Here is a 13,850-nt window from a genome sequence, read left to right on the forward strand (position 1 = left end):
TCAGCCGGCCCAGTCGAAGAACCCCTTGCCGGTCTTCCGGCCCAGCTCGCCGCGTGCCACCTTGTCCTTCAGGATCTGCGGCGGCGCGAAGCGCTCACCCAGCGTTGACTGAAGGTATTCGGCGATGCCCAGCCGCACGTCCAGGCCCACGATGTCCGTGGTCCGCAGCGGCCCCGTGGGGTGCTTGTAGCCGAGCACCATCGCGTTGTCGATGTCCTCCGCGGACGCGACGCCTTCCTCCACCATGCGCATGGCTTCCAGCGCGATCGCGACGCCCAGCCGTGAGGAAGCGAAACCGGGAGCGTCATTGACGACGACGGCGGTCTTGCCGAGTGCCCTGACCCACCTTTTCGCTGCGGCAGCCAGGTCCTGGGACGTCTGCTCGCCAAGCACCACCTCAATGAGGGTGGAAGCGGGAACGGGGTTGAAGAAGTGCAGGCCCAGGAAGTTCTGCGGGCGCTTCAGCTCGTGGGCCAGGCCGTTGACCGACAGCGAGGACGTGTTGGAGGCGAGGTAGGCGTCGTCGGAGAGGCGCGCCTCGATTCCGCGGAGCGAGGTGACCTTCAGGTCCCAGTCCTCCGGGACGGCCTCCACCACCAGCTGGCGGTCCTTGAAGTCGTCGTAGTCCACGGTCACGGAAAGGCGGGAGGCCATCTCGTCCAGGTTGCCGTCCGTGGCGCCGCGTTCGATGCTCTTGGCCGCCGCGGACTCCACACGTTCCCGGGCGGCTTCGGCGGATTCGTCATCACGCTCCACCACCAGGACGTTGGCGCCGTTGATGAGGAAGGCGTGGGCGATTCCCGCGCCCATCCGGCCGCCGCCGAGAACTCCGACGAAGCCGGGAAGATCCGTGGACGGAGGGTTGGCGGGCAGTGTCGGGTTGCTCATGGCTGGTTCTTCTTCTCTGTTTTCTTGTCTGCCTTTTTATCTGTCTTCTTATCCAAAAACGCCTGCATCCTGTCGAACTTCGCCTGTGACTCGAAGAGGATGCCCTGGGCCAGCTGGTCAATCAGCGGGTGGGCGTCGGCAGGTGCGTGGAACACGGATTTGGTGATCCGTACGGCCAGCGGGTCCTGCCGGGCGATGCGGTCGGCGAGACTGTGGGCGCCGTCCATCAGCACCGGTGCTTCATGGATTTCGGTAATCAGGTTCACGCTCAGCGCCTCTTCGGCACGCAGGACGCGGCCTGCCAGGAGAATCTCCTTGGCCACCGGCTCCCCCACCAGCTCCTTCAGCCGCCAGCTGGCGCCGGCCGCGGCAAGGATTCCGAGACCGGTTTCGGGATTTCCGATCCGGACGCTGGGGGTGCCGATCCGGAAGTCGGCGGCATACGCCAGTTCTGCGCCGCCGCCCAGGCAATAGCCGTCCAGCGCCGCGATCACCGGCATAGGCAGTCTGGCAATCCGGACAAAGATCGTTGAGTTGATGCCCTGCAGCGCGTCATCCCGTCGCCGTTCCCGCAGCTGCGCAATATCCGCGCCGGAGGCAAACACCCCTTCAACGCCGGCAAGGATCAGGATCTTGGGATTCCGCTCCAGGGCAGCGCAGACCGCGTGGAGTTCGTCCACCATCTGCTGGTCGATCGCGTTGCGGACCTCGGGGCGGTTGAGCAGCACCACCACGCGGTCCTCGCGCTCTTCGACCAGGAGGGTGCTGAAGTCCTGGGTGCTTAAGTGTCCGTTCGCGCTGTCCGGAGCCGGCATTACACGCGCTCCAGCAGCATGGCGGTGCCCTGGCCGACGCCGATGCACATGGTGGCCAGGCCGATCCGCGCATCCTCGCGTTCCATCCGGCCCAGCAGGGTGATGGCGATCCGTGATCCGCTGGAACCCAGCGGGTGCCCCAACGCGATGGCGCCGCCGTCGTTGTTCACGATGTCCGGGTCCAGGCCCAGGCGCCGCATGCTTGCCAGCGACTGGGTGGCGAACGCTTCGTTAAGTTCGACGGCGCCAAGGTCGCCGACGCTGAACCCGCTTCGCTTGAGCACCTTCTGGGTGGCCGGAACCGGGCCGATGCCCATGACTTCCGGCTCGCAGCCGGCAGAAGCGCCGTCGATGATGCGGGCACGGGGCGTCAGGCCGAGCCGGTCGATGGCGGACTGGGAGGCCACGATGATGGCTGAGGCGCCGTCGTTGAGCGTGGACGAGTTGCCGGCGGTCACCACCGAGCCGCCCGGGATCACCGGGCGGAGGCCGGCCAGGACGTCCATGGTGGTGCCGGGCCGGGGGCCCTCGTCCGTGTCCACGACGGTTTCGGACTTCCGGGTCTTCACGGTCACCGGAACGATCTCGTCCTTGAACCTGCCGGCCTCGATGGCCGCCAGGGACCTCTCGTGCGAGCGCACCGCGAAGGCGTCGGCGTCCTCGCGGGAGATGCCGTCGACCCGCCCGACTTCTTCCGCGGTTTCCGGCATCGAGAAGGTCATCTTGCCGTCGCGCGACAGTTCGCCCTTCTTGAACGCGGGGTTGACGAAGCGCCAGCCGATGGAGGTGTCGAAGATTTCCCCGGGTTTCGCGAAGGCCGTCTGCGGCTTCTCCTGCACCCAGGGCGCGCGGCTCATGGATTCCACGCCGCCAGCCACCACGATGTCCGCGGCCCCCGATTTGATCATCTGGCTGGCCATAATGATGGCGCTCAGGCCCGAGGCGCACAGCCGGTTCACGGTGATGCCGGGGATATGGAGGGGAAGTCCGGCCAGGATGGTGGCCATGCGCGCCACGTTGCGGTTCTCCTCGCCGGCACCGTTGGCATTGCCGAGGATGACCTCGTCGATGGCGTCCGGGTCCACGCCGGCGCGGGCCACGGCTTCGCGGACCACGAGCGCTGCAAGGTCGTCGGGGCGGACCCCCGAGAGTGCACCGCCGTATCGCCCTACCGGGGTACGTGCGCCGCCAACCAGAAAAGCCTCGACCATGAGAACATCCTTTTCGCAGGGAGTTGGGCCGGAAACGAATAAATTACCGACCGTTCGTTCTATAAAGATTACACGGCAGGCTCCGACGGTCAACCACACCCCCGGATTGAATCAGCCCTCGTAGCCGCAGATCGCGGCAACCTTGTCCGCCGAGGCACTGCCCTCGTCGAAGGTGTAGCCGACCCACTCCCGGGCCAGGCGGCGGGCCAGTTCAAGGCCGATCACCCGCTGGCCCATGCACAGGATCTGGGCGTTGTTGCTCAACACCGACCGCTCCACGGAGAACGAGTCATGGGCCGTCACGGCGCGGACCCCCTTGACCTTGTTCGCGGCAATCGCCACGCCGAGGCCCGTGCCGCACACCAGGAGGGCGCGGTCCGCCGTGCCGTCAGCCACCATGCGCGCGGCCTCGACGGCGATGTGCGGATACGCGGTGTGGCCGTCCGCGCCGACGCCCACATCGACGATTCCGGCGACGAGGCCGTGGGCCGCCAGGTCCTTCTTCAGGGCTTCCTTGTATTCGAAGCCCGCGTCGTCGCAGCCGACGACAATTCTTAGCTTTTTGGTCATGGAGATGTTCCTTTCACGGATTCTGAAGGTGATGGAGCCAGCGGGTCTACGGGTCAAAGGGCCAGGGCGCCAGCGGGAAGGTCCGCCAGACCGCCGGCCAGCAGGGCGAAGGAGGTGGCGCCGGCGTCGGGCGTACCCACGGACCGTTCCGCCAGCGGGCGGGCACGGCCCAGCTTGGGACTCAGCGACGCCGTTGCTTCCGCCTTCTCGGCGGCCACGGCAGCGGCGGCCCGCCAGGCATCGGGGAACGCAGCGCCGTGTCCGACGCCGGCGGCCAGCTCCTCAACGAACGGCAGGAGTGCGTCCACCAGGGTCTTGTCGCCAACGGTGGCGCGGCCCAGGTCAACGATCGCGGCGGAGAACGCCTGGCCCGCGGCGACAAAGTCCTGATCGGCGTAGGCGGACCTGCCGTCGGTCAGCGACCGGCCGGCCGCTTCCAGCGCTGCTCCCCAGAGGACACCGGAGGTGCCTCCGGCATGTTCCGCCCAGGCCTGGCCCGCGGCCTGCAGCAGCCACGCTGCCCCGGCGCCGCCGTCGTAGGCAATTCGGGCGGCGGCGAGCGCGGCGTCGACGCCTTTCACCATGCCGCGGCCGTGATCGCCGTCGCCGGCCACCGCGTCGATGTCTCCGAGCATGGCCTCATCGGCGTGCAGGATCCGCGCCATGGTTTCCAAGGCACCGACGGCCGTACCGGCCAAAGCCCGGGCAGCCGGAGTGGCTTCGGGAATGGCATGGGACTCCCGCACGTCATCACCGGACTCCTGGGCGAAACCGCCGATGGCGGCGACGGGTGCGCGCTGCTTCCGGAACGCCGGGGTGTACGCGTCGGCCCGCCAGAACGTCTCCAGTTCGTCGTCCAGCCACATCAGGGTGAGGGAGACTCCGCCCATGTCCAGGCTCGTCACCAACTCGCCCACTTCCGCGTCGACCACTTCCAGGCCCGCTTCCCGGAGCAGCCCCGCCACGGTTCCCCACAGCAGGAAAAGTTCCTCGTATTTGGTGGTGCCAAGGCCGTTAAGGATCGGCGCCACGCGTTTGCCCCCACCCTGCGGCGCGGCCTCGAGGAGCGAGTCCACCATGAGCTGAGCCAGTTCATGGGCCGCAGGCATCTGCTCGTCGCGGATGCCCGGCTCGCCGTGGATGCCGAGCCCCAGGCCGAGTTGGCCCTCCGGGACCGTGAAGAGCGGCCGGTCGGCGCCCGGCAACGTGCAGCCGGAGAAGGCCACGCCAATGGTCCGCGTGGCGGCGTTCGCCGCCCGTCCTGCCCGCTCGACGCCGTCGATGTCCAGTCCGGCCGCGGCTGCGGCCCCGAGGACTTTGAAGACCGAGAAGTCTCCGGCGATGCCCCGGCGCTTGTCCTCCTCGGAGGCGGAGGCGACGTCGTCCGTCACCACCACGATCCGGACGTCGATGCCCTCCTTGCGGAGGCGTTCCGCGGCGATGCCGAAGTTCATGTTGTCCCCGGCGTAGTTGCCGAAGGTCAGGACGACGCCCCGCCCCTGGTGGGCGGCCTTTGCCACCGAGTAGACCTGGGCGGCCGACGGCGACGTGAAGACATTGCCGACGACGGCACCGGTGGCGAAGCCGCTGCCCACCAGGCCGGCGAACGCCGGGTAGTGGCCCGAGCCGCCACCGACGACGACGGCCACCTGCGGTTCGCCGGACCTCAGGGCCACCGCGCCGCCCGGCACGCCGCGCAGGCGGTCGGCGTAGAGGTCAAGGAATCCGGTGAACTGGTCCTCGGCGAATTCCGCGGGGTCGTTGAAAATTCTGGTCATGGCAGTTGCTCCAAGCTCGGTATCCGGGTCTTAGTGGTGGCGGGTTCCGGCAGTGTCCGCCGGAACCTTGAGGAAAGTGGTCAGGACGAAGGCCACGCCGTAGAGGACCACGAAGGCCCACACCACGCCGGCATTGCCGCCCCAGGGAAGGACCGCCGCAACGACGGCCGCACCGAGGAAGGCAGCTCCGCCGGCGGCTGTGGTGTACATGGCCATGGCCGCGCCCTTGTGGTCGGGGGTCAGAGCCGGCATGATGGCGCCCATCGGGACAAAGCCCGCCAGCATGATGCCGAATGCCACGCCGGCCAGGACGGACAGCCAGTAGCCCCAGTCCGAACCGGGCGCCACCAGATGGGGGACGTACCACCACGCCAGGAGACCGGCGGCAGAACCGACGACGCCGAACCAACGGACGGTGCGCTGCCAGCCCCACTTGTCGCCGATGGCGCCGAAGAGGGCGTTGAAGGCGATGTTGGACGCATAGACGATGACGGTCATCATCAGCCACTGCGTCTGGGACCATCCCAGCTCACCGCCGATCACGCCGGGCAGGATCACGAACATGCCGTACTGCGGGGCCGTATTGATGAGCCGCACGATGAACCCCATCAGGATCCGCGGTTCACGCACCAGCAGCCGGACACCGCCGGAGAGGACTGCCGCCGTCGACTCCCCCGCCGGGGCGAGGCGCCGCGTGCCCCGCTCCTCCCTGACACCGAGCCAGGCAATGAGGAAACCGGCCGTCACCAGGCCGATCGAGGCCGCCATGGTCAGTGACTCCCCGGCACGGCCCCCGCCGAAGACAGGGATAAAGGTCAGCGCGAACAGCGAACCGAACGTGGGCAGGCCGCCGGTGAACATGACGTAGAACCAGCCCACGGCCGTGCCGTTGCTCTTCCGCGGCGCCACCGTGTTGATCCAGACCAGGAACGCGAAGGCGAAGAGCGGGTAGCCGAGGCCGCGCAGGAAGTAGCTGGCCATGATGCCGGCGGTGAAGCCGGCATTCAGGCTGAGGAGGAACAGAACTTCGAAGACCACCCAGGCCGCAAAGCCGAGCGCCATGACGCGCCGCGGACCCACCAGGTCGGAGAGTGCGCCGGACAGATACGAGGCGATCGTAACGGCGACGCCGTACATGGTGATGATGGTCGGGGCCAGCATGGCCTGCCCGCCCAGCGCGTCAGCCATGTGCGGTGCGATGAAGTTGGACTCGACGCCGTTGCCAGTCATGAAAACCAGGACGCCGAGGAATCCCCAGCGGAGGGAGTGCGGAATGCCGATCCGGTCAAGCAGTCGTTCCCGCGCAGCGACGGCGGGCGTGGCAAATGTAGTCATGGGAAAACGCCTTTGTTTTGGGGGGCAGGTGGGTCAGGGTCCGCGGGGCCCGTGCAGGGTCCCCGCGGACCGCCGGAACTAGCGTGCGGAACCGGGCAGGATGGAGACCTTGACGGAGGCGCCGGCAGTATCTCCCACGAGGTCCAGGGCGTCCTGGAACCTGTCGAGGGGGAACTGGTTGGTGCAGATCTCGTCCATGGGCAGGATGCCGGATTCAATCATCTTGATGGCGGCGGGCCAGCAGTGGGGCCCCAGGTGGGCTCCGCGGACGTCGAGTTCCTTGTCATCGCTGATGATGGACCAGTCCACGGACACGTCGGAGCCGAAGACGGAGTATTCAACATAGGTTCCCAGCTTGCGCAGCAGGTTCAGGCCCTGGGCTACGGCCGAGGGATGGCCGGTGCCTTCGATGTAGACGTCTGCACCGTAGCCGTCGGTCATGTCCTTGACGAGCTGCACGGCGTCCTCGCGTCCGACGTTGATGACGACGTCGGCGCCGCACTTGCGGGCCAGTGCCAGTTTGTCGTCGGACATGTCAAGGGCCACCACCGTGAGCGGGCTCTTGGCCTTGGCGCCGGCGATCATGCCGAGGCCGATCGGGCCGCAGCCGGCGACGACCACGACGTCGTTGAACTGGATGTCGGCACGTTCCACTGCATGCAGGGAGCAGGACAGCGGTTCGGCAAACGCGGCGTGCTGCGGGGCGAGGTCCTTGGAAACTTTGTGGGTCCGGGCGTTGGGCGGGACCACCAGGTACTCTGCCATCGCACCGTTGTAGTTGCGGAAGCCGAACATGTCGTGCGGGCCGCACATCCAGTACTGGCCGCGCTCGCAGTACCGGCATTCCCCGCACGGAACGATCTGCTCGCAGGCGATCCTGTCACCGAGCTTGAGTCCGTGGCGGGCCAGGCCGGCCTCGCCGCCGCTAACTATCGTGCCGACAAACTCGTGGCCCGGCGTGACTTCCTTCTGCGCCCACGCGGGGCGGTTTTCGTCGCCCCAGAACTTGGCGGCGCCGTGGTAGCACTTGAGGTCACTGGCGCAGACACCGACGGCCTCCACCTTCATCAGCAACTCGTCCTCCGCTGGGACGGGGGTTGCCACTTCTTCCAGTGTGTAGTTCTCCGGTCCGTGACAAATGACGGCCTGCATGACCGGCGGCACTCCGGTGCCGGTCTCAGCTGCTTCTGCGTATGTGGTTGACATGTTGCCTCCTTGGAACGTGTGACCTGCGTCAATGTCTCAAGTCTGAAAGCAGTGTGAACAAATGTCAAGAACAAAATTTCTAGCAATGAATCGGCGTGAAATTTTGTTCACGCCTCGGCTACCATGGAGGCATCTGAGTCGCGACGGAGGGAGCGGAGTTATGCAGGAGGTCGATCCGGCCGGCAGCAGCAGCAAATTTCCGCTGGACACGCTCTATCAGGCCGCACGCATGTACTACCTCGAAGACGCCAACCAGGTGAAGATCGCAGAGGCGCTTGACGTCTCCCGCCCCACGGTCAGCCGCCTTCTGGCAGAGGCCCGGCGCATCGGACTGGTCCGCATTGAAGTGGTGAACCCTGCCCGGACGGCAGCCGATTCCCTGGGCGGAGACCTCGCCGCCGCGCTGTCGCTGCAGAAGGTCTACCTTGCCGACGGCGACCAGTCGCGGCGCCTCCGGGTGGGACTGCTCCCCCTGGTTGCAGAGGCCGTAACCGATATGGCCCTGGCACCGGGCGACGTCCTGCTGGCCTCCTCCGGGCGCACCATCTATGAGCTCAGCCAGGCCGTGCTGCCGAAACTCCCCGGCGTGATCGTCGCCCCCAGCGTCGGTGGCCAGACCGAGCCGGAACCCTGGTACCAGACCAATGAAATTGCGCGCGCCATGGCCGAACACACGGGCGCACACCCTGCGTTCCTGTGGACCCAGGCCCTCCCCTCCCCCGAGATGCACCAGTTCCTGCAGCGGGATCCTGACTTTCAGCGGATCCATCGCTTGTGGGAGTCCGCCAAGGGCGCGCTCCTGGGGGTCGGTGCCCCTCCCACCACCCGAAGTTCCATCTCACGGTTCATTCCCAAGGACGACGATTCGCTGGCCCGCGCCGTGGGCGACATCTGCCTGAACTTCTTCGACATCCACGGCGACCGGGTGGATTTCCCCGGCAGCGACAGGATCGTCGCCACCTCGCCGGAAATCCTCCGCGCCATTCCGCATACCGTCGGCGTGGCGGTGGGCGTCGAAAAGGCCAGCAGCATCGTGGGTGCAGCCCGGGCCGGCTATTTCGGGAAGCTGGTCACGGACGCCACTACGGCGCGGGCGGTACTCGAATACCTGGACGCGGCCTAACAGCCTAGCTCTGTCCGGCCTTTTCCTGGATCCTGGCCAGGGCGTGCATGTGGTCACGGTTCGACGCGTACAGGCTGCAGTAGGTGGCGTACATCTCGTCATAGAGACCTGCGGTCCCCGCCGTGGGTTCCACGAGCCTGTCGGCTTTCATCCAGTCCGTGTCCGGCGCCACGGTTCCCGTGCCCACAGCGGCCAGCAGGGCATCCCCATAGCTGGCTCCGATGGTCACCTTCGGCACGATTTGCGTCCTGCCGGTGACGTCACTGGCGATCTGGGACCACAGCCCGGCCTTCAGTCCGCCGCCCACGGCCAGAAGCCGGGTAATCGGTTCTCCTGCCTCCTCGACCAGGTCCAGGGTTTGCCGCAGTCCAAAGCAAATGCCTTCCAGCGCCGCGCGAAGCAGGTGCCCTCGGCCGTGCCGGAGCGTCAGTCCCATGATCATCCCCCGGGCGTCCGGATCCAGGATGGGAGTGCGTTCGCCGGCGAAATATGGCAGCAGGAGCAAGCCCTCGGCGCCGGCGGGAACTGCGGCCGCGTCCTTCAGTAGGTCTTCCATCGGGGTTCCGCCCAGGATCTGCTGCAGCCAGGTCAGGAGGCTCCCCGAGGTGGACATCCCGCCGGAGAGCGTCAGGGACCCGGGCTCGACGCCGGAAACTGTCCACAGCTGCGGATGGCTCCTGAATGCCCGGAGCTGCTGCACGAAGAACATGGTGGAGCCATACATGAGCATGGTGTCGCCGGAACTCCGCACCCCGGCGCTGTAGGCCTCAACCCACGCGTCAACCGTTCCCGCGCAGACCGGTGTCCCCGCCGGGATGCCGGTGAGGGCCGCCGCCTCCCGCGTAACCTGGCCGGCGGTCTCGGCGGGCCAGAGCAGCCTCGGCAGCGGCAGATGTCGCGCCACGGCAGCGGCCCGGTCCGTGATCCATTCGCGGCGGCGGATGTCATAGAGCGGATCGCACTGGCTGGCCGTCGGGTGGTCCAGGATGTATTCGCCCGTCAGCTTGTGTACGAGAAACGAGCTGCAGGAGAACCAGTATCTCGCCGCCGCGAAGACCTGCGGCTCATGGTTTGCAATCCAGCGGAGCTTGGGTCCCACTGACTGGGACGACAGCGCCTTTCCGCCGTCTGCGGTGATCCTGGCTTCGCCGAATTCCTCATTGAGTTCGGCGATTTCCCGGCTGGCCCGCGTGTCCACGCCGTAGAGGATCGCCGGCCGGAGCGGCACCCCGCGGGCGTCCGTCACCACCAGGCAGGGCCCCATGCCGCTGACGGCCACCCCGGTCACCTGCCGTGCATCGCGCCTGGCGAACAGCTCGCGGCAGAGATGCTGGACCTCTGCCCACCACGTGTTTTCGGCATCAAATTCGGCCCATCCCGGCCGCGGCAGGGAGACTGCATGATGCACGGTGGCGGTGTCGATCACCGTCCCGTCCGGAGAGGCCAGAACCGCTTTGCTGCTCCCCGTTCCGATATCGACGCCCAGGAGCACGGCCTGCCACCTTCCTTGTGGGCCCTCCGCCGGGGCACTACCGAAATCGTATCCCCGGCTTACGCCACCACGAGGCCAAGATGCGCCGCCAGCAGTGGCGCGATCAGGCCCAGCTGGTAGTCGTCAATCACCACGCCGGCAAGATTTCCCAGGCCGCTGATGCTCCGGAGGTCCGTGCCGCGAAGGTCGAAGTCCTGCAGCGTGGCGCCGCTGAGGTCGAGGCTTCCGATGGTGCAGTTCCGCAGGGCAACGCGGGCGGCGGTCGCGGAGCCCAGGTCCAGCTCATTGATGATGCAGTCGCTGACCAGGACGTCAGCGAGCCGGGAACCGCGGAGGTTCACGTAGTCCAGCTTGCCGCCGTCGATCCTCACGGACTGCCAGCCACTGCCGTACAGCTCAGCCGATCCCCAGCGGGGGTTGCTGAACTCGACATCGTGCAGCGTGGACCTGGCCGCTGTCAGCACGGGCGCGTAGGCCTCGTCCACACGGCAGTCGCGGAAGCTGGCACCCCGCAGCTGGGTTTCGTTGAAGGAGACGCCGGAGAATGCGCACTCCGCAAAGACGATCCCGCCCAGCTCCAGGCCGTCGGCAGCCGCCCTGCTGTACCGCACGCCGTCGTACCGTTCGCCGGCGCGGAAATCAGGAGAAGCGTCGTCCCGCAACCCGTCGAGCCGGACCGGGGCCAGGCGCGGAGGCCTCACCTTCAGCGTTTTCCCGGGAGCGGCCCGTCGCTCCGCCACTACAGCGACTCGGCCTTCGCGGCAATCTCCGCGAGATCCTTGGCCAGCGCTTTTCGCGTGACGCTCATGCCGATCTTGCCGAACAGCGCCATCGTGACCTTGCTGACGACCGTGGGATGGAGGACTTCGGCGCCGAACGTCAACGTCAGGTCCGTTCCCCCTCCGCGCTCGGCCAGCGTGAAGCGTGAGGTGTAGTCCGCCCCGCCCTGGAGGGCCTTGACCGTGGTGCTGTGGGGCGGATCGGCCTGGGCCACCCACATTTCCACGGTCTCGCGGCGGCCCAGCATGGACCGTGTTTCCTTCCAGCGGGTTCCTTCGCCGTACGGACCCTCGCTGATCATCTGGACGGATTCCACGCCGGAAAGGGTCCCGGCCGAGCCGGGAATGTCGGAGATCACCGCCCAGACTTTCTCCGGGCTGGCGTTCACGTGCTGCGTCAGGCTTGTGCTGTGATCCATGGTCCGAGCCTAGCCCCGGGGACTGACATTGGCACTCAACCCTGCCCCCCTTGAATTAGTAAGCATGCTTTGTGTTAGGCTGAAATGGCTTTGTCAGATCAACCGGCAACGGAAGGTGGCTAACACCATGGGTATCGGAGACAAGATTTCGAACGCAGCAGAAGACTTCGGCGGCAAGGCCAAGGAAGCTGCGGGAAACGCTACGGACAATGACAGCCTGAAGGCCGAGGGCCAGAAGGACCAGGTCGTTGCCGACGCCAAAAAGGTCGGCGAAGACGTCAAGGACGAGTTCAAGAAGGACTAATCCCCAGCGACTCACACACACGACGACGGCGGACTCTCCTTGGGGGGTGTCCGCCGTCGTCGTTTGTGCATCCCCCGCCAAGCGCGAACGGACACTTAAGCCCCGTCGGAAGGGGGCGTAAGTGTCCGTTCGCGCTTCAGGGGTGGGGACGCTAGCTGTACAACTCGCTCTTCGGCTCGTTGTTCTTGACCTTCTGCCAGCCCAGCCACAGCACCACGGCGAAGAACGGGATGGTTGCCAGGGTCCAGAGGCCAAGGTAGAAGACCTCGCCGCTCTTGCTGGTCATGGTGTCGAACCCGATCAGCACTGTGATGGCGAGAAGGCCCAGCAGCCCGGCCCAGCTGGTCCACGGCGAACCGGGCATCGGCAGGCTGGAGGTCACGCCCTTCCGGTGGCGCAGGGCGATCTGGCTGGCGAAGATGGCACCCCAGGTGAAGATCACGCCGATCGAGGCGGTGTTCAGCGCCAGGTCGAAGGCGTGCGAACCGCCGAGCCAGATGTTCAGCAGGATGCCCACCAGGTAGAACGCGGCGATGGCCAGGATGGCTGCGTACGGCACGTGGCGCGAAGACATCTTGGTGAGCCACTGCGGGGCGTGGCCGTTGTTGGCCATGGTGCGGAAGACGCGGCCGATCGAGTAGAGGCCCGAATTGCACGAGGACAGGGCGGCGGTGATGACGATCATGTTCATGACGTCACCCACCCAGCCGAGGCCCATCTGGCCGAACACGGTGACGAACGGGGAGACGCCGGCCTTGTACTGGTCGGACGGCAGGAGCATTGCGAGCAGCGTCACCGAACCGACGTAGAAGACCACGATGCGGAGCACGACGGCGCGGATCGCCTTGGGCACTTCGCGTTCCGGGTTCTGCATTTCGCCGGCGGTGATGCCGACGAGTTCGATGCCGTTGTAGGCGAAAATCACGGCGTTGAGGACCAGGACCATGACGAGGGCGCCCTTGGGGAACATCCCGCCGTCCCCGGCGAAGAGGTTGGCCACGGAGGCGTTGCCGTCTCCCACCTGGGCATTGGTGAGCACCATGAAGGTGCCGACTGCCAGGAAGATCAGGATGGCGCCGACCTTGAGGCAGGACGCCCAGAATTCAAACTCGCCGAACGCCTTGACGCTGAGCAGGTTCACTGCCACGAGAAGCGCCAGGGCGGCGATGGCGGATGCCTCAACCGGCACGTTGGGGAAGAAGAACTGGAAGTAGAGGCCGATCGCGATCAGCTCGGCGATGCCCGTCATGCCCCAGTTGATGAAGTACATCCAGCCGGACAGGAAGGCGCCCTTCTTGCCGAACATTTCGCCGGCGTAGCTGACGAAGGAGCCTGACGTCTGGCGGTACATGATGAGTTCGCCCAGTGCCCGCATGAGGAGGTAGGCGATGACGCCGGCTATGGCGTAGGAGAAGATCAGCGCCGGGCCCGTGGAGGCAAGGCGTCCGCCGGCTCCCATGAAGAGGCCGACGCCGATGGCGCCGCCCATGGCGATCATGGTGACGTGGCGTCTGCCCAGGGTCTTTTTGTAGCCCTCGGCGCTGAGGGTCGAGTCGACGGCGACGGATGGGGCCGTCCGGCTCTCAAGTTCGGTGGGGGTAATTTGAGGCACAGCTGTTCCTTGTAGGTCGTGGTGTTGCCGCAGGTCGGTATGTTGCCGGTTGGGGAACCTGGAGTTCTTGCACAGATAATTCGCGTTCTAACCCCTTATGAGGGCCATATGCGTGCAAAACTCACGAAGCATCGAAGGTTCGCGCGACGCATCCATCGTACAAGATTCCAGCGGCGCTCCGTGACGCGGGCAACATTTTCCGCATTCGGCACCCGACCGGGACGCCCGTGGCCATCGAAGTATTTCGAATGGATAAAAACATTCCTGATCAGCGGCAATTGCCGCTACCCTGAGCCCATGGGGGTGACGCGCGTCACG

The 13,850-nt window shown here is 66.4% G+C and carries 13 protein-coding genes; 2 read left to right on the plus strand and 11 right to left on the minus strand.

The features are described 5' to 3' along the window. The 7 genes from JYA52_RS09100 to JYA52_RS09130 all read right to left on the minus strand — a co-directional run bounded on the left by JYA52_RS09100 (position 1) and on the right by JYA52_RS09130 (position 7,803). Positions 1 to 888, minus strand: a complete 888-nt coding sequence (locus tag JYA52_RS09100) for a 3-hydroxyacyl-CoA dehydrogenase family protein (protein WP_205652862.1) — start codon at positions 886 to 888, stop codon at positions 1 to 3. Then, positions 885 to 1,703 carry an enoyl-CoA hydratase/isomerase family protein gene (locus JYA52_RS09105; RefSeq protein WP_205652863.1) on the minus strand — a complete coding sequence of 273 codons (819 nt, stop codon included), beginning with the start codon at positions 1,701 to 1,703 and terminating at the stop codon, positions 885 to 887. Before JYA52_RS09105 ends, JYA52_RS09100 begins: the two co-directional genes overlap by 4 nt. After that, a complete protein-coding gene (locus JYA52_RS09110; RefSeq protein ID WP_205652864.1) occupies positions 1,703 to 2,914 on the minus strand; it encodes a thiolase family protein in 1,212 nt (403 codons plus the stop codon). Before JYA52_RS09110 ends, JYA52_RS09105 begins: the two co-directional genes overlap by 1 nt. A gap of 111 nt (positions 2,915 to 3,025) precedes the next feature. Next, positions 3,026 to 3,484 carry a ribose-5-phosphate isomerase gene (locus tag JYA52_RS09115; protein ID WP_205652865.1) on the minus strand — a complete coding sequence of 153 codons (459 nt, stop codon included), beginning with the start codon at positions 3,482 to 3,484 and terminating at the stop codon, positions 3,026 to 3,028. A 53-nt stretch (positions 3,485 to 3,537) separates the two neighbouring features. Beyond that, a complete protein-coding gene (locus JYA52_RS09120) occupies positions 3,538 to 5,262 on the minus strand; it encodes a dihydroxyacetone kinase family protein (protein WP_205652866.1) in 1,725 nt (574 codons plus the stop codon). Between the two features lie 30 nt (positions 5,263 to 5,292). Further along, positions 5,293 to 6,597 carry an RbtT/DalT/CsbX family MFS transporter gene (locus JYA52_RS09125; protein ID WP_205652867.1) on the minus strand — a complete coding sequence of 435 codons (1,305 nt, stop codon included), beginning with the start codon at positions 6,595 to 6,597 and terminating at the stop codon, positions 5,293 to 5,295. Positions 6,598 to 6,675: 78 nt separating this feature from the next. Continuing rightward, the gene (locus JYA52_RS09130) at positions 6,676 to 7,803 is read right to left on the minus strand and encodes a zinc-binding dehydrogenase (protein ID WP_205652868.1); all 1,128 of its coding nucleotides are present in this window, start codon (positions 7,801 to 7,803) and stop codon (positions 6,676 to 6,678) included. A gap of 160 nt (positions 7,804 to 7,963) precedes the next feature. On the opposite strand from JYA52_RS09130, the gene JYA52_RS09135 reads away from it, so the two are divergent. After that, positions 7,964 to 8,926 (plus strand): sugar-binding transcriptional regulator, encoded by a 963-nt coding sequence (locus tag JYA52_RS09135; protein WP_205652869.1) that lies wholly within the window; start codon positions 7,964 to 7,966, stop codon positions 8,924 to 8,926. 4 nt (positions 8,927 to 8,930) lie between these two features. Here JYA52_RS09135 and JYA52_RS09140 read toward each other — a convergent pair whose 3' ends face one another. From JYA52_RS09140 to JYA52_RS09150, 3 genes are read right to left on the minus strand one after another with little or no spacing between them, the layout of a single operon-like run. Continuing rightward, positions 8,931 to 10,418 (minus strand): FGGY-family carbohydrate kinase, encoded by a 1,488-nt coding sequence (locus JYA52_RS09140; RefSeq protein ID WP_205652870.1) that lies wholly within the window; start codon positions 10,416 to 10,418, stop codon positions 8,931 to 8,933. 59 nt (positions 10,419 to 10,477) lie between these two features. Next, complete coding sequence (locus tag JYA52_RS09145) at positions 10,478 to 11,125, minus strand: pentapeptide repeat-containing protein (protein ID WP_240460140.1); 648 nt, start codon at positions 11,123 to 11,125, stop codon at positions 10,478 to 10,480. A gap of 32 nt (positions 11,126 to 11,157) precedes the next feature. After that, positions 11,158 to 11,616, minus strand: a complete 459-nt coding sequence (locus JYA52_RS09150; protein WP_205652872.1) for an SRPBCC family protein — start codon at positions 11,614 to 11,616, stop codon at positions 11,158 to 11,160. 127 nt (positions 11,617 to 11,743) lie between these two features. Between JYA52_RS09150 and JYA52_RS09155 the strand changes: the two genes are divergently transcribed. Continuing rightward, on the plus strand, positions 11,744 to 11,920 hold the full coding sequence (locus JYA52_RS09155; RefSeq protein WP_205652873.1) for a CsbD family protein: 177 nt from the start codon (positions 11,744 to 11,746) through the stop codon (positions 11,918 to 11,920). Between the two features lie 151 nt (positions 11,921 to 12,071). On the opposite strand, the gene JYA52_RS09160 is transcribed toward JYA52_RS09155, so the two are convergent. Continuing rightward, positions 12,072 to 13,532: an amino acid permease gene (locus JYA52_RS09160; protein ID WP_205652874.1), complete on the minus strand. Its 1,461-nt coding sequence runs from the start codon at positions 13,530 to 13,532 to the stop codon at positions 12,072 to 12,074. Between the last annotated feature and the right edge of the window lie 318 nt (positions 13,533 to 13,850).

The organism is Arthrobacter pascens, assembly GCF_017052465.1.
GTDB lineage: Bacteria > Actinomycetota > Actinomycetes > Actinomycetales > Micrococcaceae > Arthrobacter > Arthrobacter pascens.

Bases quoted from the DNA above. Each gene is read 5' to 3' on its own strand.
- JYA52_RS09100 (WP_205652862.1), bottom strand. From the start codon at position 888: ATGAGCAACCCGACACTGCCCGCCAACCCTCCGTCCACGGATCTTCCC.
- JYA52_RS09105 (WP_205652863.1), bottom strand. From the start codon at position 1,703: ATGCCGGCTCCGGACAGCGCGAACGGACACTTAAGCACCCAGGACTTC.
- JYA52_RS09110 (WP_205652864.1), bottom strand. From the start codon at position 2,914: ATGGTCGAGGCTTTTCTGGTTGGCGGCGCACGTACCCCGGTAGGGCGA.
- JYA52_RS09115 (WP_205652865.1), bottom strand. From the start codon at position 3,484: ATGACCAAAAAGCTAAGAATTGTCGTCGGCTGCGACGACGCGGGCTTC.
- JYA52_RS09120 (WP_205652866.1), bottom strand. From the start codon at position 5,262: ATGACCAGAATTTTCAACGACCCCGCGGAATTCGCCGAGGACCAGTTC.
- JYA52_RS09125 (WP_205652867.1), bottom strand. From the start codon at position 6,597: ATGACTACATTTGCCACGCCCGCCGTCGCTGCGCGGGAACGACTGCTT.
- JYA52_RS09130 (WP_205652868.1), bottom strand. From the start codon at position 7,803: ATGTCAACCACATACGCAGAAGCAGCTGAGACCGGCACCGGAGTGCCG.
- JYA52_RS09135 (WP_205652869.1), top strand. From the start codon at position 7,964: ATGCAGGAGGTCGATCCGGCCGGCAGCAGCAGCAAATTTCCGCTGGAC.
- JYA52_RS09150 (WP_205652872.1), bottom strand. From the start codon at position 11,616: ATGGATCACAGCACAAGCCTGACGCAGCACGTGAACGCCAGCCCGGAG.
- JYA52_RS09155 (WP_205652873.1), top strand. From the start codon at position 11,744: ATGGGTATCGGAGACAAGATTTCGAACGCAGCAGAAGACTTCGGCGGC.